This is a genomic window from Phormidesmis priestleyi BC1401, from assembly GCF_001650195.1.
Classification (GTDB): Bacteria; Cyanobacteriota; Cyanobacteriia; order Leptolyngbyales; family Leptolyngbyaceae; genus Phormidesmis_A; species Phormidesmis_A priestleyi_B.
On sequence record NZ_LXYR01000030.1, the window covers coordinates 37,677 to 59,999 of the forward strand.

General features: G+C 47.3%; 25 protein-coding genes. 11 read left to right on the top strand and 14 right to left on the bottom strand.

What is annotated here, in order from left to right; genetic code table 11:
- Positions 1 to 71: 71 nt before the first annotated feature.
- The 5 genes from A8707_RS15790 to A8707_RS15810 all read right to left on the bottom strand — a co-directional run bounded on the left by A8707_RS15790 (position 72) and on the right by A8707_RS15810 (position 3,526).
- Positions 72 to 731: a hypothetical protein gene (locus tag A8707_RS15790; RefSeq protein WP_068818211.1), complete on the bottom strand. Its 660-nt coding sequence runs from the start codon at positions 729 to 731 to the stop codon at positions 72 to 74.
- Positions 732 to 752: 21 nt separating this feature from the next.
- Positions 753 to 1,472 (bottom strand): hypothetical protein, encoded by a 720-nt coding sequence (locus tag A8707_RS15795; RefSeq protein ID WP_156518622.1) that lies wholly within the window; start codon positions 1,470 to 1,472, stop codon positions 753 to 755.
- A gap of 248 nt (positions 1,473 to 1,720) precedes the next feature.
- On the bottom strand, positions 1,721 to 2,269 hold the full coding sequence (locus tag A8707_RS15800) for a hypothetical protein (protein WP_068818213.1): 549 nt from the start codon (positions 2,267 to 2,269) through the stop codon (positions 1,721 to 1,723).
- A gap of 361 nt (positions 2,270 to 2,630) precedes the next feature.
- Positions 2,631 to 2,918 (bottom strand): Asp-tRNA(Asn)/Glu-tRNA(Gln) amidotransferase subunit GatC, encoded by a 288-nt coding sequence (gene gatC / locus A8707_RS15805; protein ID WP_068818214.1) that lies wholly within the window; start codon positions 2,916 to 2,918, stop codon positions 2,631 to 2,633.
- 86 nt (positions 2,919 to 3,004) lie between these two features.
- Complete coding sequence (locus A8707_RS15810) at positions 3,005 to 3,526, bottom strand: photosystem I assembly protein Ycf3 (protein ID WP_068818215.1); 522 nt, start codon at positions 3,524 to 3,526, stop codon at positions 3,005 to 3,007.
- Between the two features lie 172 nt (positions 3,527 to 3,698).
- On the opposite strand from A8707_RS15810, the gene A8707_RS15815 reads away from it, so the two are divergent.
- The 3 genes from A8707_RS15815 to A8707_RS15825 all read left to right on the top strand — a co-directional run bounded on the left by A8707_RS15815 (position 3,699) and on the right by A8707_RS15825 (position 6,850).
- The gene (locus A8707_RS15815; protein WP_068818216.1) at positions 3,699 to 5,012 is read left to right on the top strand and encodes a hypothetical protein; all 1,314 of its coding nucleotides are present in this window, start codon (positions 3,699 to 3,701) and stop codon (positions 5,010 to 5,012) included.
- Between the two features lie 124 nt (positions 5,013 to 5,136).
- Positions 5,137 to 5,880: an LmeA family phospholipid-binding protein gene (locus A8707_RS15820; protein WP_068818217.1), complete on the top strand. Its 744-nt coding sequence runs from the start codon at positions 5,137 to 5,139 to the stop codon at positions 5,878 to 5,880.
- A gap of 133 nt (positions 5,881 to 6,013) precedes the next feature.
- The gene (locus A8707_RS15825; RefSeq protein WP_068818218.1) at positions 6,014 to 6,850 is read left to right on the top strand and encodes a tetratricopeptide repeat protein; all 837 of its coding nucleotides are present in this window, start codon (positions 6,014 to 6,016) and stop codon (positions 6,848 to 6,850) included.
- A 92-nt stretch (positions 6,851 to 6,942) separates the two neighbouring features.
- Here the strand turns inward: A8707_RS15825 and ruvA are convergent, their stop codons facing one another.
- The 4 genes from ruvA to A8707_RS15850 form a co-directional block, all read right to left on the bottom strand.
- Positions 6,943 to 7,566 (bottom strand): Holliday junction branch migration protein RuvA, encoded by a 624-nt coding sequence (ruvA, locus tag A8707_RS15830; RefSeq protein ID WP_068818219.1) that lies wholly within the window; start codon positions 7,564 to 7,566, stop codon positions 6,943 to 6,945.
- A gap of 49 nt (positions 7,567 to 7,615) precedes the next feature.
- Positions 7,616 to 8,353: a sucrose-phosphate phosphatase gene (locus A8707_RS15835; protein WP_068818220.1), complete on the bottom strand. Its 738-nt coding sequence runs from the start codon at positions 8,351 to 8,353 to the stop codon at positions 7,616 to 7,618.
- Between the two features lie 942 nt (positions 8,354 to 9,295).
- Positions 9,296 to 9,901, bottom strand: coding sequence for a molybdenum cofactor guanylyltransferase (locus A8707_RS15845; RefSeq protein ID WP_068818222.1), 606 nt, complete (start codon positions 9,899 to 9,901; stop codon positions 9,296 to 9,298).
- A gap of 3 nt (positions 9,902 to 9,904) precedes the next feature.
- The gene (locus A8707_RS15850; RefSeq protein WP_068818223.1) at positions 9,905 to 10,129 is read right to left on the bottom strand and encodes a DUF167 domain-containing protein; all 225 of its coding nucleotides are present in this window, start codon (positions 10,127 to 10,129) and stop codon (positions 9,905 to 9,907) included.
- 454 nt (positions 10,130 to 10,583) lie between these two features.
- On the opposite strand from A8707_RS15850, the gene A8707_RS15855 reads away from it, so the two are divergent.
- Together A8707_RS15855 and A8707_RS15860 are read left to right on the top strand one after the other, a co-directional pair.
- Positions 10,584 to 10,814 carry an addiction module protein gene (locus A8707_RS15855; protein ID WP_068818224.1) on the top strand — a complete coding sequence of 77 codons (231 nt, stop codon included), beginning with the start codon at positions 10,584 to 10,586 and terminating at the stop codon, positions 10,812 to 10,814.
- On the top strand, positions 10,811 to 11,107 hold the full coding sequence (locus A8707_RS15860; protein WP_068818225.1) for a type II toxin-antitoxin system RelE/ParE family toxin: 297 nt from the start codon (positions 10,811 to 10,813) through the stop codon (positions 11,105 to 11,107). Before A8707_RS15855 ends, A8707_RS15860 begins: the two co-directional genes overlap by 4 nt.
- 71 nt (positions 11,108 to 11,178) lie before the next feature.
- Here the strand turns inward: A8707_RS15860 and A8707_RS27605 are convergent, their stop codons facing one another.
- Positions 11,179 to 11,709, bottom strand: coding sequence for a hypothetical protein (locus A8707_RS27605; RefSeq protein ID WP_156518624.1), 531 nt, complete (start codon positions 11,707 to 11,709; stop codon positions 11,179 to 11,181).
- Positions 11,710 to 11,964: 255 nt separating this feature from the next.
- On the opposite strand from A8707_RS27605, the gene A8707_RS15870 reads away from it, so the two are divergent.
- A complete protein-coding gene (locus A8707_RS15870) occupies positions 11,965 to 14,280 on the top strand; it encodes a tetratricopeptide repeat protein (protein ID WP_068818226.1) in 2,316 nt (771 codons plus the stop codon).
- A gap of 6 nt (positions 14,281 to 14,286) precedes the next feature.
- Here the strand turns inward: A8707_RS15870 and A8707_RS15875 are convergent, their stop codons facing one another.
- On the bottom strand, positions 14,287 to 14,820 hold the full coding sequence (locus tag A8707_RS15875) for a L,D-transpeptidase (RefSeq protein ID WP_082906383.1): 534 nt from the start codon (positions 14,818 to 14,820) through the stop codon (positions 14,287 to 14,289).
- A 177-nt stretch (positions 14,821 to 14,997) separates the two neighbouring features.
- Entirely contained in the window at positions 14,998 to 15,636 is a 639-nt protein-coding gene (locus tag A8707_RS15880) for a bifunctional 4-hydroxy-2-oxoglutarate aldolase/2-dehydro-3-deoxy-phosphogluconate aldolase (RefSeq protein ID WP_068818227.1), read from the bottom strand.
- Between the two features lie 291 nt (positions 15,637 to 15,927).
- On the opposite strand from A8707_RS15880, the gene A8707_RS15885 reads away from it, so the two are divergent.
- Positions 15,928 to 16,905: a DUF2382 domain-containing protein gene (locus A8707_RS15885; protein ID WP_068818228.1), complete on the top strand. Its 978-nt coding sequence runs from the start codon at positions 15,928 to 15,930 to the stop codon at positions 16,903 to 16,905.
- A gap of 148 nt (positions 16,906 to 17,053) precedes the next feature.
- Positions 17,054 to 17,959: a DUF2382 domain-containing protein gene (locus tag A8707_RS15890; RefSeq protein ID WP_082906384.1), complete on the top strand. Its 906-nt coding sequence runs from the start codon at positions 17,054 to 17,056 to the stop codon at positions 17,957 to 17,959.
- Between the two features lie 2 nt (positions 17,960 to 17,961).
- Here the strand turns inward: A8707_RS15890 and A8707_RS15895 are convergent, their stop codons facing one another.
- Positions 17,962 to 19,377: an amidase gene (locus A8707_RS15895; protein WP_068818229.1), complete on the bottom strand. Its 1,416-nt coding sequence runs from the start codon at positions 19,375 to 19,377 to the stop codon at positions 17,962 to 17,964.
- A 139-nt stretch (positions 19,378 to 19,516) separates the two neighbouring features.
- Here A8707_RS15895 and A8707_RS15900 point away from each other — a divergent pair, with 139 nt between their 5' ends.
- The 3 genes from A8707_RS15900 to A8707_RS15910 all read left to right on the top strand — a co-directional run bounded on the left by A8707_RS15900 (position 19,517) and on the right by A8707_RS15910 (position 21,761).
- Complete coding sequence (locus tag A8707_RS15900) at positions 19,517 to 19,957, top strand: hypothetical protein (protein WP_197484796.1); 441 nt, start codon at positions 19,517 to 19,519, stop codon at positions 19,955 to 19,957.
- Between the two features lie 15 nt (positions 19,958 to 19,972).
- Positions 19,973 to 20,140 (top strand): PCP reductase family protein, encoded by a 168-nt coding sequence (locus A8707_RS15905; RefSeq protein ID WP_068818230.1) that lies wholly within the window; start codon positions 19,973 to 19,975, stop codon positions 20,138 to 20,140.
- 142 nt (positions 20,141 to 20,282) lie between these two features.
- Positions 20,283 to 21,761, top strand: coding sequence for an MFS transporter (locus tag A8707_RS15910; RefSeq protein WP_156518626.1), 1,479 nt, complete (start codon positions 20,283 to 20,285; stop codon positions 21,759 to 21,761).
- Here A8707_RS15910 and A8707_RS15915 read toward each other — a convergent pair.
- On the bottom strand, positions 21,748 to 22,323 hold a 576-nt coding region (locus A8707_RS15915; protein ID WP_156518507.1), incomplete at its 5' end, for a transposase. The two genes, A8707_RS15910 and A8707_RS15915, sit on opposite strands and share 14 nt — an antisense overlap.

The window sequence follows — 22,323 nt, forward strand, 5'->3', positions numbered from 1 at the left end:
ACTAAATTGAGCGGCAGCGAGTAGACTAAAACGTAGATGAAGAGGCTCTTAACTGCCGCTCCAATGACTTGTTAGACCGCGACAATAAGTGCGTGCATATCTCGGCAATATGACTTGTAATCAGACCAATCAAGGAGTGCCGTGATATTGCTTGAAAAGTTAATTAACGTTTCGTTTTCCAAATCAAAGGCAGGATCTTTAAAGGTAGATGCCGTATCACAATGATTGGATGCAAGAAGATTAAACACAGTTGCGTTCAACCCATGCAGCTTTTCATCTTCCATATGATTGGATTGGTTGCGACCAGCATAAATTATTAAACCAATGGGTATGCTGCGAATCTTACGCCCTATACAAAACTTAGCGGGTTTCGTTTTAGGTTTCAGTAGTGAATGTAGGTCTTTAGGTAGATTGTCAGGTATTTCTTGATTTTCGGAAAACCATTGGATTCCCATGTACGCAATCTGAAGTAGGGAGCCACATAGCGTGGCAAGGGCGAAACTCTCTGCTGAGAATTCTCTTTGCGCTTTCAGCGATAACTTGATAGCCTCTTCGTTATTCGCTGCCCAGCTATCAAAAGCTTGTTTTCGTGTTTCTGAACCATCAAAACTACCGCTGAAAGTCGGCTTTGGAGCATCACGTAAGATTTCAATATATGAACTAATTCCATCAAAAATCCTACTGGCTGCGCTTTCTGTTCGTTTGAGATATTCCTCTGCTGAATTGATCATCGGAAATCAAACCCATTCTGCTTACTGAACTTCAGAGCATAAGTGCTGCCGAGCATTAGTGTATATCACATTGATGTTATTCCCGTTGCTGTAATCTTTTATTTTCTTTGCAACTGCTTGCTTAAATCCCATTTCGTACATTTCTGCACATGCACCATACCCAGCTACAAGAAGGTTGGCATTAACTTTCTGCGGATCTACATCTTGGGCATCAAATCCTTGCTTCTCAAGGGCGGCAATATAGTTCTTGGGTTTGGGACTGGTGGAAATTTTAATACCATTCAAACAGTTGTATGAGTTTGAAAGAGCATAAACTGTTGCAAGGTTGAGCGAAAGCTCATCTACTACTTTTGCTGCTGAAGGTTCTGCAACAAGAAGCTGTAACTGACCAGCGATCGAGTTAAAAATTTGTGCTTCGCTAGATGCACTGGCTTTTAGCTGGCAATATTTGTCTGCCATTTCCAAGACATCTTGGTTTGTTTTTGGAGATCGCTTCTTTTGCGGAAAGACTTCGTAGAATTCGGAAATCATTTTTGCTTGAGCTTGATGCTTTGGATTGCGATCAGCCATCAGTTGACCAAAAGGAGTCCAGTCTTCACGCTTCATTGTTACGGGGTCATACACCTGGATGATATTTCCACAACCCCGAAAGAAGAAGATTCCTCCAAAAATCAGTACAAAACCCAGAACGCCCCCAATGTTATCTCGCCACATAACTCTAGCCAGCTTTTTTAATTCCAAATCTAACTTCACTGTCTCGTACTGGTAATCCGGAACACCATCCTTAATCTCAATGACAATCCCGAACTACTGCCCTAACCAGCGAATTAGCGGTCTAACGTTCGCGCTCACCGGATGCAGTTGACCTTTGCAAATCAACCAACCAAATTTCAGCATTCCGGTGCAGCGCAATTGTTAGGCTCATTTATTGCAATTTGAACAACTAGGATATTACCCACGTAACTAGCCATTAGATATGCGCTTAACTATTAGTAGCCATGAAGCAATAAATAATTTGCCAAATACTCCATGATAAAAAATGATAGAAGACCTAGAAAGAGTCCGATTACAGGCGAGGTAAAGAATCCCAAAATACCAAGAAAAACAGACACAACGAAACCAAGAGGACGGAGAGGCCAAGCAACCTTAGCTCGTCGCACTGCTGAATTAATTTTTCTGGATGCCTTTATATGTTCTTGAGTCGAATCCCAAGTCTCCCATCGCTGTAAGGCCATCATTTTTGCGCCCTTTGAACCGTTATAGACCAAATCTTTCTCTTGCCAAACTGCTAGAAATAGACCCCATTTTTCAACTTTAACCGGATCGAAATAGTCGTACTTGAACCCTGGCTCTCTGACAACAACATAAACTTCCTTACCTACCCAAATTGATGGCAGCCTTGCACGGAACTCCCCTGACTCATCGGAATACCCCTGTAAAAGTATAGGACCACCTTGCCGTTCAATCAGAGCAACTGATGTTCCATTTGGCCACATGCCAGCTAAAAATACAGGAACTGCACTGAAGTTTCCGAGCATAAGGTTTCTGTGGTCAGCAGTGATGCATTACCAAAGGCAAATGAGGTTTGAGCTTCTATATAATATGCCTAACTTCTTTTTAGAGAGAAAGTTTCCGCATATTACGCCAAAACGGGCGAATAGGTAGATGATTTCCGCATAACACTCCAAATCAGGTAGATATGCAGAATTTTTCTGCATAGTACGCTCATTTGGATGGATATGCGGAAAGATTCTGTATATTTGTAGATTCAGCGCAGATGTCAGCGCACAGGTTTCTGCACCGGAGGGGTTCGCCCTAGCATTGTCTGTGATTTGGTCAATTTTTGATGCGATCGCCCCAACTCAAACACAAATAGCAAGGCGATCGACCACTAAGCAATCAGTCTCCTGTAACAATCTTCGGCACTCTGAAGAATTCACCTTCTCGATCGGGCGCACCATCCAAAATATCTTCACGAGGAAAAGGGTGCTGACGATCGACACGCACCACGTTGCTAACCTCGATCGCGCGGGTCGTCGGCTTGACATCTGTGACATCCAACTCACTCAGCAGTTCAAAATAATCCAAAATGCTGCTGAGTTGAGTGGTGAAGGTTGCCTCTTCGTCAGGCGTTAGCTGTAGCCGAGCGAGATGGGCAACTTTTTGAACTTGGGCACGATCGAGCATGAGATTTAATAGTGAATTGGAAAAGACAAAGACCGTTGAGTTTTGAATTCAGAAAATCGATCGTCTAAATTCAAAACTCATCCGGTTTAGAAATAAACATCCATCGTCGATCGCCCGGTGGTTTTGAGCCAGTTTTGAGCTTCGATGTAGTTGTTAGGAGCCAGATTGATGGCGCGTTTCCAGTAGTCAGCAGCTTTTTCAAACAGGACTTCTGCTTCTTCGTCTCTGCCTTCGTCTTTGGCTTTCTCGCCAAGATAGTGAGCAATTACGGCAATATTATTGACAGCCTGAGGCAAGCGAGGATTAAGCTCGATCGCCTGATAATAATATTCCAGTGCTTTTTCGTGTTCGCCATTGCTAGCGTGAATTAAGCCAATGTTGTAGAGAATGTAGCTGCGGTCGTTTTCGTCATCTTCGAGCGTCAGCGCTTCATGATAGTTGTCCAACGCCTCAGCATATTCGCCATCTGCTTGGGCAGACATCCCATCTCGATAATAGGCAAAGGCTTCTTTTTCACGTTTGCTCGCCGGAAAGACCTTCAAAATGAGATCTGCCATTACCGTGAAGCTTTTGTCAATGAAGTTGTCGTTGCGTTGAGTTCTAGGCATATGGCGCTTAGTAAAGGATTGAAACGGCTAGGTCGTGCAGCTTTCAGACACCTATTGTAGTTTAGCGCCTGAGCAGATTTTGAAGTTTGAAGATTGAAGTTTAAATTGGCTCCCCAAATTCCTGGTTTCGCTTTCTTATACTAGAGAGAGACACCTCTTGAAGGGGAACTGCATGGACTCTAATCTGACTCCCGATCCCGCCATTGTCAAAGCCGTTGAGCGACTCGATTATCGGGTCACTGTGGGCGATGTCGCCTCTCAGGCAGGGCTGGATGTAAATCTCGCAGAGCGAGGGCTGCTCGTGCTTGCCTCTGCCGTAGACGGACAGCTTCAGGTTGCAGAGTCGGGCGAAGTCGTCTACCTGTTTCCTAAAGATGTTCAAGGCGTTCTGCAAAACAAATTTTTTCAGCTACGACTCAGAGAATGGCTGGGCAAAGTTTGGCGCGTGCTGTTCTATCTGATTCGCATTTCGTTTGGCATTGTGTTGATGCTGCTGATTGCACTGGCGATCGTGGCGGTCATTCTCCTCGTTCTTGCCATGAACTCCAGTCGCGACGATCGCAACAATAGTGGCGGAATTGGCATTCCCAACATGGGCTTTCCTAACCTGTTTTGGATTTTCTATCCCAATTATTACGATCGCTACGATCGTCCGTCTCTCCGCAATCGCAATCAGAGCGGAAGCACGAGCGATATCAACTTTCTAGAAGCGGTCTTCTCATTCTTATTTGGCGATGGCAACCCCAATGCAGAATTAGAAGAACGGCGATGGCAGTCGATCGCGACGGTGATTCGCAACAACCGAGGCGCGGTGATTGCCGAGCAAATTTCGCCCTTTTTAGATGAAGTCGGCACAGGCTACGACCAAGAATATGAGCAATATATGGTGCCTGTGTTAGCGCGATTTAACGGGCGACCCGAAGTGAGTCCAGAGGGGCAAATGGTCTATCACTTTCCCGATTTGCAAACAACGGTGACTGAATCGCGACGCAAATCTATCTCTGATTATCTCCAAGAATATCGCTATGTCTTTAGTCGCGCTAGCCGTGGGCAGGTCATTGCAGCCTCTTCACTGGGAGCGTTTCTCTTGGCGTTGGCGATCGTGCTGAATGTCTCCCTCGCAGGCGGAGTTACGCTCGTTGGCACAGCGGCTACGTTTGTGAAAACGATCGCGATTCTCTCTCTGGGCTACAGCGTTGCCTATCTCTCAATTCCGGTCATCCGCAACAGTTGGATCGGGTGGCGAAACCGCAAAATTAGCGATCGCAATGCAGAACGCCAACAGCGATCGCTGCTGTTGAAGAGAGCCGATCCAACCATTCAGCAAAAACTCTCCTATGCCCAACAGTTTGCTGCCGAGACGGTAATCCGCAACGACGATCTGATCTACACGACCGAACGCGATTTGATCGACCAAGAGAGCGATCGGGCTTCTCAACTTGATGCTGAGTGGCAAAAACGACTGGAAAAGAGAGATTTAGAATGAATGATCGGCTTCATTTCCAATCACTCAATCAAAACTCATTCTTTTCCTCCAAAATGCAGATATCAAGCTGGACAGTCGCGTTTAGACTAACAGCCATCCAAACAACAAATACACTCGTCTATTCATGTCAGACCAACCTAGACTAGAAGCACAAGCCCTCTCACAAGCCATTAAATTAGGGCTATCGAGTCAACTAGATGATGCTGAAACTATAGAGGTATATGTCGAAACTGATCTGCTGAAAGTAGTTCAGGGAAAAGTAGACTCTATTTCAGTAGAAGGACAGGGTTTGACGATTCAAGAAGACATTCGTTTAGAATCGATCGAAGTCCAAACAAATCAGGTTTCAATCAATCCTTTAATGGCACTTTTAGGAGACATTAAATTAGATCAACCTGTTGATACTACTGCCCGGATTGTTCTCACTGAATCTGACATCAATCACGCACTAAATTCAGCTTATGTAAAAGATAGACTGCCTCCTCTAGACCTTGACGTTGAAGGGAGGAAAGTCACGATCGTAGTAAAGTTTCCCCTAGAGATTCGTTTGTCAGATGTCGGAAAAATTCACTTTAGTGGAACGATCGCGTTGAACGAAGCGGACAAAACTCGCTCAGTTGGCTTTGCTGCTGTCGCGTGTCCCCGCACAGACACTCAGCCGATTTTGCTCGAAACCTTCTGCTGTGTTCCTGGACAGGGCGTTTCGATTCCCTTGATAATTGCTCTAATGAGCAAGCTTCAAGAAATCGTGCGTCAACCATATTTTGCCCTCGAAGGAATCATCTTACGCATTAAAACAATGGAAGTCGAGCCAGGAAGCTTAACCATGCAAGCCGAAATCCGAGCAAACCAAATTCCTTCTCTCTGACTTTGCACAGGGCGATTCTTTGCCTGCGTTTTTCTTCAAACTGAGCTTATAAATTTTCTTTGCATTTGTGGTGATCGGCTTCTCCTCCTGGGAATCTTAACAAAGTCACTTTAAGTTAAGATAAACTCAGGCGATGAGCCAAACTTCAGACGTTGAGATGACCTTCTTCTTTCAGAAGGGACTGTATCTAAACAAAACGAAAGCTTACGAGACTGCCGTTCACAGCTATGAAGCTGCACTCACTCTAAATCCTGACTACTCTGATGCTTGGTATAACCGGGGCAACGCTCTCTATCATCTTAAAAAATATGAAGAAGCGATCGACAGCTATGACCAAGCTCTCGACCATCAGCCAGGATTTGCAGAAGCGTGGAACAACCGAGGCAATGCCTTAGACGAGCTGCTCTGCTACGACGATGCGATTCGCAGCTATGACCAGGCAATCAAGTTTAAGCCAAACTACTATTGGGCATGGTATAACCGGGGCATCTCGTTGAAAAACCTGGGGCGCTATCAGCAAGCCGTCGATAGCTACGATCGCGCCATTGAGTTTAAGCCTGACTATCATTGGGCGTGGTATAGCCGAGGGTTAGCCCTTCGCAAACTGGGCAAGCTCGAACAAGTGATCGCCAGCTATGACAAAGCGATAGAGTTTAAGCCCGATTTTGAAGAGTCGTGGACAAATCGAGGCAATGCCTTTTATCATCTGGGGCAGCACGATGCGGCGATCGCCAGCTACGACAAAGCTTTAGAACTGAAGCCAAACACTCCGACTCTTTGGTATAACAAAGCCTGCTGCTATGCTATTCAGGGCGAATTTGATCTGGCATTTGAGCATTTAGAGCGAGCGATCGAGCTAAACCCTGACGAATATCGTGAAATTGCCCAGACGAACGGCGACTTTGACGAACTCCGGCAAGATGAGCGCTTTTTGTCGCTGCTAACGGCTCGATATCCTGGAGAGGTATGACAACCCTGTGGAGGCGTTCCGGTAGAACGTCTCCCCGCCATCGGGTAATCGCCTCATCTATCGCATTCGCCCACAAATTTGAAGTTTCTAATCTATTGGCTTAACCACGCGATCGATTGACGAATCCAAGCTTCAGCATCGTCTGTTTTAGAGAGAGTGGTGCTCTGCCCAACGGCTTGAAGTGCCTGAGTAATCTCTTGATCGGTATAGCCCAACGCCAATAGAGTCATCTCGACATCTTCGAGAATATTGGTGGCAGGTCCGGCTCCGGGAGCGATCGCGATGCCCGACTGCTGCCGCCACTCGGCAAGTTTAGTTTTTAACTCTAGAGCAATGCGTTCGGCGGTTTTGCTGCCCACGCCGGGAGTTCGAGAAAGTAGACGAGTGTTGCCTGCCACGATCGCCTGAACGAGATCTTGCAGTCCGAGTGTATCAAGTAATGCCAACGCAAGTTGGGGACCAATGCCGCTGACGCTGACGAGTTGCCGAAACAGATCGCGTTCGGCAGACGAGCTAAAGCCAAATAGCGTCACCTGATCTTCTCGCACGTTGAGATGGGTAAAGATTTGAGCATCTTCACCGACTTCGGGGAGCTGTTGCAGCAGTCGGGGCACAATTTGCAGGTCATAGCCGATTTGATTGACCTCAAGGGTGAGGGTGACGTGCTTGCTGCTTTTTTGAATGCCTGCGATCGTTCCTTTGAGATAGCCAATCATAAAGAAGGGTGAGTGAAGTGGGACGAGAGGAGTTACCCTTCATCTTTTATTATAGAAAGCCGAAATGCTGTAAGCCTTCAAGGATTCCAGCGGCGCAGTGAGCTTTGGCAAGATGGCGATCGTCGCTCTGATTTTTGTGATGCCACTGCACTAATTCTGGTTGAGCGTTGCCCATAATCACGCCCAATGTTTTTTGTTCAAACAGTGCAATATCGTTGCCCGAATCGCCACACGCGATCGTGCGATCGGGTTCAAAGTTCAATACTTGCCGAATATAGGCGAGGGCGTTTCCTTTATTAGCTCGGCTTGACAGAATATCGAGATCTTGATTGCTGCTGTAGATCAGTTGCGCGTCAACGCCTTGATTCTTAATTTTGGCTTCGAGTTCCGGCAAAATATGTGCGTCTTCTGCATTCAGCAAAAAGCTGACTTTAAGGGTGCGTTGCTCAGACTTTGGCTGCGGCACAAGCTGAGGAAATTGCTGAGTAATGGCAACGATCGCGTCTCGATTCCAACCTGCTGACGATTGCTCTATCCAGCTTTGATCCAAAATGTTTCCTGGATAATAAATCTCAGTCCCGACGGCGGTGATCAACACGTCTGGCTCTAGTAAGGTCACTTCGCTAGATAGTTGCTGATAAGACGTAAGCGATCGCCCCGTCGAATAAACCAGTTTTACGCCATTGACTTGACGACATTGAGTTAAGCGTTGATTGAGAATGGCAAGGGCACGATCGTCACCGACTAACGTATTGTCTAAATCGGTCACTAACAGAAACTGGGTCACAGCAATTCACAAACTCACCGCTTTTGAGTGTAGCTTGGCTTTATCCATTTTTTGAAAGCCCGCGTTTGAGAGGATTACAGGTTTTAGATCGGTGAGGGTTTGACGATCGGTGGTTCACCGGACTTTGAGAAAAGTTCGGCAGCCTAAGTACGTCTGTTTTAAATGAGCCACACCCCAAAAATTCAGTTATTTTGATAAAAATAGTTGATATTTTATTGCTTAAGTTAATAAATTAATGCCAAACGTTGAAAAAATATCCCTGATCAAGTACGGGATTTTTTAATTAAGTAATACTTATGCAAAATCAAGTACGGGATTTTTAAATCAAGTAATGCTTATGCAAAATCAAGTACGGGAATAATTTGCCAGGATTTCTAATCTTACAGACGAGTAATTTCTGTTGCAATAGAGATCGAGTGGCGCGATCGAGACAATATTTCGAGTGGGATCTCTACCGAAGTTGATTGCACTACATTACTTCACTAGTTGAATCTTAATAAGAAGGGGACGAGACTGACAAAAGCGGCTGCTTAACGCAATTCACATCGCCTCTTCGACTATCTGCGTCGTGGATTGTCTGCTGACTTGGAATTGCAAGCGTATTGCCAATGCTCAAATCAAGGGAAACTCAGTCTCGATTTTGGCTGCGTGCTACCGATCCTTTGTACACCCAACGAACTAATGGGAGATTAGATCATGTGGACAGATGATATTGTCGAAGAGATCCATCGAATCCGTGAGGAGTATGCGAAGTCCTTCGACTATGATCTGGACGTGATATTTGCAGATCTACGCAAGAAGGAAGCAGAAAGCGGCAGAGAAGTCGTAAACTTGTCGCGAAAGCCCGGTTCAACAACACGTTGGAGTGGGAGGGCGAGAAGTCTTGGTGGTGATGCAAAGGATACTTAAATACAGCTTTTCAATAAATGGATAAAGTTGAGTTTAGCGATCGGCGCGAATAAAGTCTTCTAAATCTTTGGGAGTGTTGCAGTTAAATAAAACGTCTCGGTTTTCTAGCCGCAATTCTTGAACAGACTGCTTGGCTAACCAGGATTGAAACGATCGTCCTCCCTGAGCAATAAAACTCTGTAATTCAAATAAACAGGTGCGGCGATAAAATCCGCAGAGAGGTTCCCAACCTTTTTGACCGTAGGGCAACAGCGCGATCTTGTCAGGTGCAATTGTTTCTAACCCAATAATCCAGGACTGCAAATCTTCACCCCGCAATCGAGGCAAATCACACGCCAACAGCAGCACCCAATCAGTTTGAATGTGCGTTAATCCTTGAGCAAAACCCACTAAAGGTCCTTGTTGAGGATCTGCGATTAGATGGCAATTAGGAGGCAGAATTGCACGATAGCGATCGCTCCAGCCCGTCACCACATAAACCTGATGAGTACAGTGCAGTGCCACATCACACACTCGTCTCAGCAAAGGAACGTCGGAAATCTCGATCAGCGCTTTATCGTAACCCATGCGAGAACTTCGTCCGCCAGCCAGCACGATCGCGCTCAGAGAAATAGTAGAAACTTTGGGCGTTGAATTCATCGGTTAGCGATCGAGTTCGATCAATTTGTGTTTAGACGACACCCCAGACTTAATCGTGATATGACACTTGGGAAGATTGAAGCGATCGGACAGCAGTTTGATGAGTTCTTGATTAGCTTTACCATCGACAGGCGGCGATTTTAAGTGAATGAGAAAGCTGCCATCGTCCTGCTGTTCAATCTTCTGCTGTTTAGAGTTTGGCTTTACCTTAATCTTGAAAATTTCCACCCGTTTAAACCTGCAAACCTCTCTTTCTCTAGACTTTACGGCAATTGGTGACTGTTTATGCAATTGTTAGCCTGCTCCGATTGATGGGGAAGCTAAATACAGATACGAAGGCTGACTCACCCATTGAAGGCGATAACTTATGATTAAAATCATCGTGACTGGAATATTATCTGTGGCTACGGCTTGTTTGCCGACATTGGTGAGGTGGATTCAAGCATGGTAGGGTCTAGCGAAGCATATGCTGCGGGAGCAGGACTTGGCATGATTGCTATTTTCATCATTTGGGAAATTGTTGTCGTGCCAGTATCTCTCCTCGGATTGCTCTTCAAGAGAAGCTAATTGCGTCAGTATTGCTCAATGCTTAAATTTCTCAGCAGTGTGAATTGCTGAGGTGTTGTGCTATGCGCTTCGAGTACAATATGAGACAACGTACTATAGAATTTGTGTGTTCACCATGACCCTTGAACAGCTTGAAGCCCAAGTTTTTGCACTTCCAAAAGATTCTCAAGTAATTCTATTAGCGCGACTAATTGAGCATTTGGGGCAAATCAGTGAAATAGATCAAGAAATTTCAGCTAGTTGGGCTGAGGAAGCTGAAAAGCGTGATGAAGCTATGAACATAGATCAAGTAGCTGGCATTCCTGCTAAAGAAGTGTTTCAACGAGTTCGTACATCCTTGCAATGAGAAGCGTTGTATTTCACCCCCTAGCAGAACAGGAACTTATTGATGCCGCAGTTTACTATGAGGAAGAAAATCAAGGGCTTGGGCTAGAGTATCTATCAGAAGTAGAACATGCAGCCAACCTTCTGGCACGCTATCCTAGTACGGGTTCTGTGATTCGAGGCTCTATTCGTCGGGTGATTCTGCCAAAATTTCCTTATTCACTCTTATACCGTGTTGTCGATGAGGAAGTGATTCGGATTTTGGCTGTAGCACATCATAAACGTAAGCCTCGATATTGGGTTGATCGAGAGTAGCCACCACAGCCTAACAATTCAAATGTAGTTTTAGAGACGCTCCACCGGAACGTCTCTATAGGGTTTGGAAATCATTTCAGCGATTCGATGATTGCAGCAGCGGCGATCGTGCAAAAGACCAGCGCAGCCAGCGGCATTAGCCAAACTGAGATCAGAGTTTGCAAACCATCTATGACCTGCGAAGCGCCAAGGCTGCCAGCAAGGATGTAAGCGATCGCCAACCCTGCCAGAAATAGAAACAATAGCTTCATCGCTTTGAAGGAAAGTTTGACGATCGGACTATAAATCGTATTCTCAGGGTCAGGCGCACGATATCGCTGATTGATTGGGTAAGCCACCGCTTCTAGCTCCTTTAATCGGGTCTGCATCTCGTGGATCTGAGTGTAAAGCGTCGTAATCTGATTGCGAAGCGTGGTGATCTGTGATGTTAGCAGTGCGATCGCAGGTGCTATTTCTGGAGCGATCACTGACTCAGAATAATGAGGAATGTCAGCCTGAGACGACGATGAAAGCGTTGGTTGAGGGCTTAGATGACGCATGAGTGCAACTCCTGGTGACGGTAATAAGACACGACTCTCCTCACCTTGGCTTTGTTGAGGCATTTAGGGTGCCTCCAGCCATATCATTCCGCGACTGTTAAATTTATGCAATTTGATAATGTGTGATGCTCGATCGACCGTCCCTGTTGGAAAACGTTAGACTCGATCAATTTGTTGGAAAACGTTAGATCTTTTTTATCTGCCTATTTAGTCATAGAGCGATAAAGCGGTAAGTTGATGCAACAATCGCCTTCTGGCTTTCTGCTTAGTCATCGCTAATCATTACAATAAGAATAAAAAATAATAGCTGGCTCGCAAATGGGTGCTGATGAAGTCTTGGAGTTTGCAGATGAATTGGTTTTTAGAGCGATCGGAAAGCATTTTGACGACCTAACGCGAAACGTTTTTAGAAGAGCCTGGGAGGGGCAAACCTATGAGCAGATAGCCCAAGAGTTAGGCTACGACGAGAGCTATCTGCGTTCAGTAGGTACCCGACTTTGTAAATCACTTTCAAAGGCACTTGACGAAGATGTTAGCAAACCAAACTTTAGATCAGCCCTTGAAAGGCGATATCAAGCACATCGACCCGTCGTTTTGACAAGGACACCTGCGATCGCTGCCAACGCAGATTTTGTGGGACGAGAGCGCGCGATCGCGGATCTCAATCAGTTTGTTAGCCAGGGCGCAAAAATCATTGTCATTCAAGGCGAAGGCGGGCTAGGAAAGACAACCCTCGCTCGCAAATATCTCGACACCCAAGGGTTTGATCTGCAATTAGAACTGTGGATGCCCATCGAGCAAGAGAGCATCACTCCGGCTGAAAGCGTCGTTGAAGAATGGCTGCGTGGAACCTTTAAAGAAGAGACTGAACGAGATTTTGGCATCAATCTAGAGCGATTGCGGCGCAAATTGCGTAATCCAAATCAGCGCATTGGCATCTTAATTGACAATCTAGAATCCGCTTTGAACGGCGAAGGCAGATTCATCGACTCTCGCCGACCCTATGTTGACTTGCTGAGAGTGTTAGCCGACTCTTCGGTGCTATCGCGATCGGTGACGCTGATCACGAGTCGAGAGCGTCTCTATGAAGCGAGTGTGAGTGTGCAACCCTATCGCCCAGATAGCCTTAGCGAAGAGGATTGGAGAGAGTTTTTTAGCAGTCGTCAGATTCGGACTGATTGCGAAGCCCTGTCTGAAATGTGGCGCTCTTATGGAGGCAACGCCAAAGCCATGAAGATTCTCAGTGGTGCGATTTTGATCGACTCTGAAGGCGATATTGAAGCCTATTGGCAGGAAAACAGAGACGATTTGCTGATTGAGCAAGAGCTAAATCATTTAGTTGCCAGTCAATTTACTCGATTGCAGTCGATCGACCCAGATGCTTATCGATTGCTGTGTCGATTGGGGTGCTATCGCTATCAAGATATTTCGTTTGTCTCCGCGAATGGAGTGTTAGATCTGTTGTGGGATGTGCCTTTAGATCGACACAAACGAGTGATTAAATCTTTGCAAGAACGATCGCTGTTAGAAGGGCGGCGTGGGCAAAAATATTGGCTGCATCCCGTGATTAGAGCGATGGCGATCGCGAAGCTGAGACCAAGCGACGAATGGGCGATGGCTCATCAAAAAGCCGCTGAGTTTTGGATGCAAAGTGTGCCCATTGTCAACACCGTAGACGATGCGCTAAGAGCGTTAGAAGCCTATCATCACTATGTTGAAATCAATGACTTTGAGCTTGCGTGTAATGTGATTGTTGAGTTTAGAAACAGCCAGTGGGGAGAAGAAATTCCGTTAGGGTGGCTGTTTTATCGACTGGGATTGATGGAGCAAATGGTGTCTGCGATCAATCGCATTATTGATAACGTCAAACCTGATCACCGATCGGGAATGCTCTACAACTTACTCGGCTATATCTATCGGCTTGCCGGAAATTTTCAATCTGCGATCGAGTGTCACCAAAAAGCCGGGGAGATTTCAAAAGCGTTTAATCAAGACCAGTTCAAAGTCTCGACTCTCTTAAATTTAGGGCTTTGCAAAAAAGATCTCTGGGAAGTTGAAGCTGCGATCGAGTATTTCAATCAAGTTTACTCAATGAGTCAGCAAGACAATGTAAACTCCAATTACCTGGTCTATTCTCAATGCTGTCTAGCTTATCTGCATTCCAGTACGGGGCGTGAGCATCTTGCCTTAGAGTTTGCCAATCAAGTTGATTCTGAATCGTTGCTCAGTCAACTCTCAGCTTGGGGAGCAGGCTATAGCCTCCTCTATTTAGCCGCGACTTATCGAAATGTGGGCGAGATCGAGCGCTCGCTCGCGCTCTACCAGCAAACCACGCGATATTCTGAAGACAATCACTTCACTCAAATCAAAGCCAACGCGCTGCACGGCATCGCCCAACTCTATCGCGAACAACGAGAATTTGCATCCGCAACGATTCATCACCTACAGGCGATCGAACTCTTAAGCAAAATTGGGGCTAAATGTGACCTCGCTGAAGCTCATTTGCAGCTTGGCATCACCTACCAGCGGATGAACCAAGCTAAAAACAGTGGGCTACATTTTGATCAAGCCATTCAATTATTTACCGAAATGGAAGCTCCTAAACGAGTTGAGCGAGTGCGCAGCTATCTATAAATTCGTCTAATTGTGTACTACGATCGCAGTGCCGATCGATGCCCAATCAAACAGCATTTCTGCATGGTCGATCGCCACATTGACGCAGCCGTGACTAACCGGAGTGCCAAATCTGCGATGCCAATAAGCACCATGAATCGCATAGCCGCCCGAATAATACATCGTAAACGGCACATCTGGCAGATCATAATTGTCTCCCTGCATTCGCGCCGATCGCAGCTTTGATTGAATCTGAAACACTCCGGTTAGCGTTGGAGTTGCGGCTTTGCCCGTTGACACAATCACGGCACGAAAGGGAGTTTTTCCTTGCCAAGCAATCAATCGCTGTTTGGTTAAGTCAACTTCAATCCAGCGTTGGTTTGATTTCTTTAACTTCATCATCGCGCTCTTAATCGAATCGGTTGCCCGCGCGATCGCGACGGGTGGTGTTTGTGTTAAAGCAGGCGTTGCCCAGATGTTAATCGGAGCGACTATAAACAGAGCACTCGCCAAAATTCCAGCGTTGCGTAACCGTCGACCATTCATGAGGCACTTGATCATCAGTCCCTCCCATCCTTATTAATTAAATCGTGTTTGAATAGTGGCGAATGCAACCCTGCGGCACGGTCAAATCTCAGGCGGGAAAGAGCTAATAGACTTGTAGCACCCTCTAAAACCCTGATCCCGGTCGATCGACCTGAGATTAACTACACGACTCTCCCATTAGATTCCGCTAATCTACGAGACGTTTAATAGCTTCATCAGAGTGCTGGCTTGCCGCGTAATTGCCGCCCAGTTTTGAGCGTGCAGCGCGGCTTTTGGAAACAGATTTCCGGCTAGCCCGATCGCCACCGCTCCCGCATCGATCAAATCTTGAGCAGTCTTGAAGGTGACTCCCCCGGTTGGAATCAGAGGAATTTGACCGAGGGGGGCTTGCAAACTGCGAATATAGTCCGCTCCGCCCAAAGCCTGAATTGGAAAAACCTTAACGCTGCTAGCTCCAGCTTGCCACGCGGTCAAAATTTCAGTCGGAGTCAACGCACCTGGAATGATTGGAATCTGGCGATCGACTGCCCAGTGAATCAACTCGACATTCACATGAGGCGTAAAGACAAACGCCACCTTTGCAGCGATCGCGTCTCGCAATTGGTCTAACGTCAACACCGTTCCAGTTCCGATCGTGCAGTCCGGTAGCTCTGACTGAAGCTGTTGAATCAACTGAGACGGACGATCGCTATCCCAAGTGATCTCGATCAGCTTCATGCCCCCTGCAGCGATCGCTTTTGCCATTTGTCTGCCGAGTTCAAATTGAGGAGCACGAATCACCGCGATCGCCCGTTGCTGTTTCACCACAGTCAACCAGGATTGAGTCTTCATTTTTAGTCAAATCATACTAGACAGACGATTTTATCAACGATTGGATGGAGCATGAGGTCAATCAACTCTCGGCACTTCAGACGGATTGCAGTCAAACTATTTACAAAACTATACCTCAGTCAACGTTAATCACCTCTTAATAAAGCAGTTCTAGAAAGGCTTGTTTTGCTGAAAACTGAGCGGAAGTCAGCCATTAGAGAGAAGCCGATTGAGTCATTAGAAAGAGGAAGTCTGAGCAAGCACTTTCTACTATTAGCGAGTAAGGGCAGGAAAAAACTTGAGGAAAATAACATGGCACTTTACAAAATCAAAGACTTCGACCCAGACTATCGCGATCACTTTGATGGTCAAGATATTAAAGAATTAGATCTTTATTCTGGCGATCAAAGAATTGGCTCAGTGAACGATGCTTTAGTTGATGACGATGGAAAGTTTCGCTATCTAATCATCAACACAGGCGCATGGATCTTCGGCAAAAAAGTGATGCTCCCGATCGGACGGGCACGCATTGACTACAGCGCTCATCACGTCTATGCAGATGGCTTGACCAAGCAGCAAGTCGAAGCACTGCCAGAATTTACCGACGATCTCAAGGTTGACTACGACAGAGAAGAAGAAGTGCGGAACATCTATCGTCCTTCCGCAGGTGCGGCGATGGGTGCTGTGGGCGCGATGGGTGCTACCTCCCTTGACGCTTCTGGTACCTTGAACACTCCGATGCCTGTTGAAGGCGCTGCCTATACCGGATCTTCAATGGGCGCAGGCGCGATCGAGACCAATGCAGATATGAGCATGGCTCGTCCGACCTACGATCGTGACACTTACGACTACGGTATGGATGCCGACCTGTATGACATCAAAGAAAGCACAAACCCCAGCCTCAAACTTTATCAAGAGCGTCTGATTGCTAACAAAACTCGCCAAAAAACGGGTGAAGTCGCAGTCGGGAAGCGCGTCGAAACCGAAACGGCTAGAGTATCTGTACCCATTGAGAAAGAGCGGGTCGTGATTGAGCGCACTACCCCAACTGGTAGCGCGGCTGTGACTCCTGGCAGCGAGACATTTCACGAAGGTGAAGTCGCACGCATGGAAGTCTATGAAGAAACGCCTGACATTCACAAAGAAGCGTTTGTGCGGGAAGAAGTGCGGGTGACGAAAGTCGTCGATCAAGACACCGTAACCGCTGAAGAGCAACTTCGTCGTGAAGAACTAGATGTTGATACTCAAGGTCGTCCTGTAATCGATGGCGATACTAAGTCGCGCGTCTAAGCGATCGTCTAAACCTTTTTAGATATTCTCTAAGACAGTCGGTTAGACGTTTAATCTTTTCGCTTTGAGCGCCTAACGCGAGGTGGGCAGGGCTATCTAGTGGCTCTGCCCATGCCTTTACAAAAAATCAGCTAACCTCATTAGATCTATGAATCGTGACATTTCTGCCAAGGCGAGTCTAGGTGACCACTCAGCAACGGGTCAGTTAGGGCAAAGACTAGACCAGCTAAAAAACAAACTACAAGGCTTTGCGGTCATTGATCCAGATGGGCGTTTTGTGGGCGAGGTGACTGACATAGTGCTCAACGAGCAACAGCGTTTGCACTTGGTCGTTTCTCAGCCAGACGTAAATAACGGGCAGCGTCTTTTCTTGATTCCTAGCCGTGTTGTGAGTTGGGTACGATCGCGATCGCATACTCTCTCTATCACATTGACTCAAGCCACGATTAGAAACCTCCCAGATTATCAACTGTCTATGAACTCTTCACCCGAGCCAGATGACCAACCCCAAGAGATCGAGCTGACCTCTCTCGAAGGGTTAGAAAATCAGCCGGCTCCTGCCGAGGCTCAAGAACTGCTGGGTCATACAGCACTTCCAAAAGCGATGTCAGGAGAAGTCGTGCATGAAGAGAGCATTCGACTTTTAGAAGAACGATTAGCGGTTTCTTATAACAAACATAAGGTTGGAGAAGTTGTTGTCCGCAAAGAGATTGAAACTTACATCATTGAAGTTCCTGTTCGGCGTGAGAAATTGATTGTCGAGCAAATTAGCCCAGACTATAAACAACTAGCAGAAATCGATTTAGGACACGGCGAAATTGAAGGTTTAGAACTCAGAGACTATCAGTTAAATGATTTACAAACTCATTCAAATTTAACGATTGGCGGTGAGTTTTCTTCACCTAAAACGGCTGCCTGGTTGCTTGACTCGATCGCTCACCAAGCCCAACCGGGTTGCAAAAAGATTCGGATTGAAATCGAATTAGACGATCAGAGTCACCTTGATTTATATCAGGGCTGGTTCGATCGCTGCTCAATTCGCAAAGAACCGTAGGATTAGCCGCTGGTTTCACCAAATTTTGGACGACTTCCAATCCACGGTTGCGCCGCTTCGATTTGTGCTGCTAACGAGAGAATCGTCACTTCATCGGCGGGGCGACCGACTAGCTGAATTCCGATCGGCAGACCCTTTGAATCAAACCCAGCAGGCAGTGAGATGGCAGGTTGTCCGCTCACGTTAAAAGCTGGGCAGGGCGCGATCCAGCGGATGATGTGCTCGATCGTCTTTGCCGGACTTAGCTTTGCCCACTCACCGACTCGAATAGTTGGGTGCAAATAAGTGGGCGTGAGCAACACATCAAACGGCTCGATTAACTGAACGACTTGGCGAGCAAATCGCTGAAGTTGATGGATCGATCTTATATATTGCCCTCCTGTCGTAAAACGTGCTCGGAGCCACAGCCATCGATTGACTCGCTCTAAGAAAAATGGGGGAATGCCAACATCGGTTTGAGTGCGCCAAATGGTGATAAAAGGCTCGATCAAATCACCAAAGTTTGGGGTGACTGATTCGATGTCGTGACCCAACCCTTCGAGCAGGTGCGCCATTTTTTGCACCGCATCGCGACAGATTGGATCGGCATCTCCGATCGGCAAAAATGACGTGATGCAGCCGATTCTCAATCTGCCTGGAGTAGTTTGAGTTGCCGCTAAAAAAGACGGCTCAGGGTTAGGAAGCCAATAAGGATCGCCTGTCACATACCCAGATGTGACATCTAAAAACGCGGCAACATCTGCAACCGTATGGGCGATCGGTCCGTTGACTGCACAGCCTCCCAAATAGTCACCCACTGGCGCATTTGAGATTCTGCCTCGCGAAGGTTTTAGCCCAACCAAACCACAGCAAGCTGCCGGACCGCGAATCGAGCCGCCGCCATCAGACCCTTGAGCGATCGCACAAAATCCTGCGGCGACGGCTGCGGCTGACCCGCCACTTGACCCGCCAGGCGTGTAGTCTAAATTCCAGGGATTGCGGGCAGGAGGAAACCCAGGTGGCTCTGTATAAGGAAACGAACCGAGCTGAGAGGTTGCCGTCTTGCCCAAGATTACAAACCCGGCTTGCCTGATTTTTGTTACGACTAAATCATCATATTTAGCAATGTTTTTCTGAAGGGCAATCTTCACCCCGCCTGAATACGGCACCTCTGCAACCGGATTGAGATCTTTAACGGCGATCGGAACGCCAAAAAAAGGTGGTAACTCTGAAATATCCCCGGTTAGCTGCTCGGTTTTGAGAGTGGCATCAGCGATCGCCCGATCGCTCATCACGGTGAAAAAACTGCCCAACTGCGAGTCTAGCTGCTGAATGCGCTGTAGATAGAGTTGAGTCAGTTCGAGGGGAGAAATTTCTTTAGTGCGGATCAGCCGAGCTTGATCCAACGCTGAAGTGAATGCTAAGTCAGCTAAATTCATGCCGTGGTATCAGAGAAAAGAGCAGAGAGAACTATGGGCGATCGTACCCTCAGTTTAGAAGACTGCCCAACCAAATTATTCTCATTTTTTTGCGGTTTAATAATAGAGTGAACGTACTTTTTTATACAGTAGAGCCGCTATGATTTTAATGAAATCTCGATCGCGTCTTCAGTCCGCTTTGAGCCGCGTCTCGATCGCTCTTGGCATCTGTTGTTTTACAGTCTTTCCAGCACAGTCGCAGACAGTTTCTAGCAAATCCAATCAGCCTTTGCTGCTTGCCCAAGCGATTCCAAACTACTGCCGCAAAAGTGAGAGCACCTTTTTGACAATGGAAACCAAAAGCTATTGGGTGAGCATCTGCGGCGGAGATAATCCCAATTCTTATGTAGGAGTCAGCAAAAAAGACCGTCGGCAAAGCATTCGGGTGCCTCTAAAAGACTTCGACCCACGAGGCAATTACTTTTATGCGGTTAACAAAGACGTTGAATACATTCTGGCTAAAACGCCTAAAGGAAACTTTCTCACCGTCACCAGAGGCACTCGTGAACTGCTGAGAGAACCTGTGTTAAAAGGATGGTAGTGTTTGAGGCAAATCATGAGCGACCCGATCGTGTGGACTAGCGAAGCAGAGGCAAAACTGAAAGAAATTCCGTTTTTTGTGCGCCCAGCCGCCCGTAAGAAAATTGAGAAGTTTGCCCTCGAAGCAGGCGCGACCCAAATCACGATCGAGGTTTATGAGCAAGCCAAGAAAAAGTTTGGCTAACCGTGCAGAGACAGGTGAGAAATCCTTCAAAAGGAGAGGTTGCAGACCTTGAGAATTTCTTAAGCTTAGATGGGTGATCGCGTTAGACTTTGTTGGAGAAGCGAAGTCGCACGCCGTCTGTCTTAAAACTCAGAGGTACGCAGTGGATTTAGGGACGATAGAAACGCTCACTCACCTGTCTCAAGGGTCTCCAGAACCAATTACTGGAACCGAATCTCTATTTCCCTCAGCAACCGAGCCAGATTCTAAAATCCCGAAAGATGCGCTGCGGACTAGCTTAAGAGCTTCGACGATCGACGGGGTGTTTGCAACGATTTTCTCCAACATTGTCGGCGGTGTGTTGCTCAGTAATTTTTTGGTAGAGCTGCACGCCAGTCCAGTCGAAATTGGGCTATCGGCATCGATTCCGATGGTGGCAAACTTGATTCAGCCATTGGGTGCCTACTGGAGCGATCGGACTCGCAGCCGCCACATGTACTGCTATTGGATTTATACTCCTGCTCGTTTGATCTGGTTGCTGCTAGTCGCTGGCATCGCGATCGCTAGTTGGAAACACCTAGACTCGCATCTGCTGGTGCAGTGGACGCTGCTGATCGTCTGTGCCACCCACCTTCTAGGAGCACTGGGAAGCGCTGCCTGGTTAAGCTGGCTGGCAGTGCTAGTGCCCAGGCGACTGCGAGGACGATATTTTGGAATTCGCAACAGTGCCGCAAGTTTGACGTGCTTGATCGCAGTGCCGATCGCGGGAGTCATCGTGTCGGTTTATCCGCGTGGCACGATCGAGGGCTATGGATTCGTCGTGTTCTTAGGAATCATTGCCGGGCTGGTGAGTCTGAACTATCAGTGGTTCATGGTCGATGTAGATCCGCAAGAGCAAAAAGCGGCAGCGAAGGTCACCGATGAAAAACTGGTAAGCGCTGCGAATCCCCAACCCGTAACCTCTAGAATCAACTCCATTGCGACCTTACCCATTTTGCAAGACGGCAACTTTCTGCGGTTCTTGCTCTACTTTGGCGTATGGATGTTTGCCGTTAATCTCAGCGCGCCTTTCTTTAACCTTTATATGCTGGATAACCTGGCGATCGACGTGACCTGGGTGACGCTTTACAACAGTCTGACGGCTGGCGCAAACCTGCTAATGCTGATCTTTTGGGGCAAACTTGTCGATCGGGTGGGCAATCGATCGCTGCTCTTGCTCGTCGGAATTTTGGTTGCCGTCACGCCGCTCCTGTGGTTGGGAACCGGAGCAAACACCCTCTCGCTCTGGCTGTGGCTACCATTACTGCACATTCTCAGTGGTGGAACTTGGGCAGCGATCGACCTGTGCAACAACAATATTCAACTGGGGATCGCTCCGGTCAAACATCAGGCGAGTTATTTTGCGGTGGCAGCCGCGATCGCGGGTGTGAGCGGTGCTTTAGGCACAACGGCTGGCGGATATCTTGCCCAGTTCACAAGTTACGGTGGTTTACCTGGGATGTTTGCCCTCTCTAGTGTCGTGCGATTAGTGGCGCTGTTGCCGTTGGTGTTTGTACATGAGTCACAGGAACATTCCATTCGACAGGTGATCAAATCATTGCTGCCATCAAACAATACTTCGGACAGTTTTAGGCGGCGATAGTGCCGTAATCGCAAAGGGTTGAGTAGTTGGGATGGGATTTAATCAAGCTTGGCTCCAAGTCTAAGGTGGCAATAAATCGTTCAAGTAGGTGTTGATTGAGGGCACGACGCTTAACGCTTGCCATTGAGAATACAAATGGGTCTTGACCGGTGTGCTGGGGATGCGCGTCGAACTTCGCTAGATTGAGGGCGGTAAAACTGGCATTGAAATGAAAGTCCAACTTCAAGAGGTCACGGGCTTGACAATCACTCAGACCCGTAAACTGCTTGGCATCGCGGAAGAGAAATTCAATCCCGAAGCGCAATTTATAGAACTGAATAATCTGCTTGGGGGCTTGCTCAACATCGGTACTGAACAGCAGGCAGGTGCGGACTCGGTTCGGAACGCGACGGTCAACTAGGTAGGCGACTCGAATCTCCCGCTTCAAGGAGACGTGCCACAATCGGGCAGTGTAGAGGTCAACCTGGGGTTGCACGGTTTCCACAAAGGTGAAGTGACTGAGGTCTGTCAGGTCAACTTTGCCGTCGTACTTGCGCGGTCTGCCTCGTTGCTTCTGCACCCC

Coding starts and splice junctions, on each gene's coding strand:
- A8707_RS15790 (WP_068818211.1), bottom strand. CDS start 731: ATGATCAATTCAGCAGAGGAATATCTCAAACGAACAGAAAGCGCAGCC.
- A8707_RS15800 (WP_068818213.1), bottom strand. CDS start 2,269: ATGCTCGGAAACTTCAGTGCAGTTCCTGTATTTTTAGCTGGCATGTGG.
- gatC (WP_068818214.1), bottom strand. CDS start 2,918: ATGCTCGATCGTGCCCAAGTTCAAAAAGTTGCCCATCTCGCTCGGCTA.
- A8707_RS15810 (WP_068818215.1), bottom strand. CDS start 3,526: ATGCCTAGAACTCAACGCAACGACAACTTCATTGACAAAAGCTTCACG.
- A8707_RS15815 (WP_068818216.1), top strand. CDS start 3,699: ATGGACTCTAATCTGACTCCCGATCCCGCCATTGTCAAAGCCGTTGAG.
- A8707_RS15820 (WP_068818217.1), top strand. CDS start 5,137: ATGTCAGACCAACCTAGACTAGAAGCACAAGCCCTCTCACAAGCCATT.
- A8707_RS15825 (WP_068818218.1), top strand. CDS start 6,014: ATGAGCCAAACTTCAGACGTTGAGATGACCTTCTTCTTTCAGAAGGGA.
- ruvA (WP_068818219.1), bottom strand. CDS start 7,566: ATGATTGGCTATCTCAAAGGAACGATCGCAGGCATTCAAAAAAGCAGC.
- A8707_RS15845 (WP_068818222.1), bottom strand. CDS start 9,901: ATGAATTCAACGCCCAAAGTTTCTACTATTTCTCTGAGCGCGATCGTG.
- A8707_RS15855 (WP_068818224.1), top strand. CDS start 10,584: ATGACCCTTGAACAGCTTGAAGCCCAAGTTTTTGCACTTCCAAAAGAT.
- A8707_RS15860 (WP_068818225.1), top strand. CDS start 10,811: ATGAGAAGCGTTGTATTTCACCCCCTAGCAGAACAGGAACTTATTGAT.
- A8707_RS27605 (WP_156518624.1), bottom strand. CDS start 11,709: ATGCCTCAACAAAGCCAAGGTGAGGAGAGTCGTGTCTTATTACCGTCA.
- A8707_RS15870 (WP_068818226.1), top strand. CDS start 11,965: ATGGGTGCTGATGAAGTCTTGGAGTTTGCAGATGAATTGGTTTTTAGA.
- A8707_RS15875 (WP_082906383.1), bottom strand. CDS start 14,820: ATGATCAAGTGCCTCATGAATGGTCGACGGTTACGCAACGCTGGAATT.
- A8707_RS15880 (WP_068818227.1), bottom strand. CDS start 15,636: ATGAAGACTCAATCCTGGTTGACTGTGGTGAAACAGCAACGGGCGATC.
- A8707_RS15885 (WP_068818228.1), top strand. CDS start 15,928: ATGGCACTTTACAAAATCAAAGACTTCGACCCAGACTATCGCGATCAC.
- A8707_RS15890 (WP_082906384.1), top strand. CDS start 17,054: ATGAATCGTGACATTTCTGCCAAGGCGAGTCTAGGTGACCACTCAGCA.
- A8707_RS15895 (WP_068818229.1), bottom strand. CDS start 19,377: ATGAATTTAGCTGACTTAGCATTCACTTCAGCGTTGGATCAAGCTCGG.
- A8707_RS15900 (WP_197484796.1), top strand. CDS start 19,517: ATGATTTTAATGAAATCTCGATCGCGTCTTCAGTCCGCTTTGAGCCGC.
- A8707_RS15905 (WP_068818230.1), top strand. CDS start 19,973: ATGAGCGACCCGATCGTGTGGACTAGCGAAGCAGAGGCAAAACTGAAA.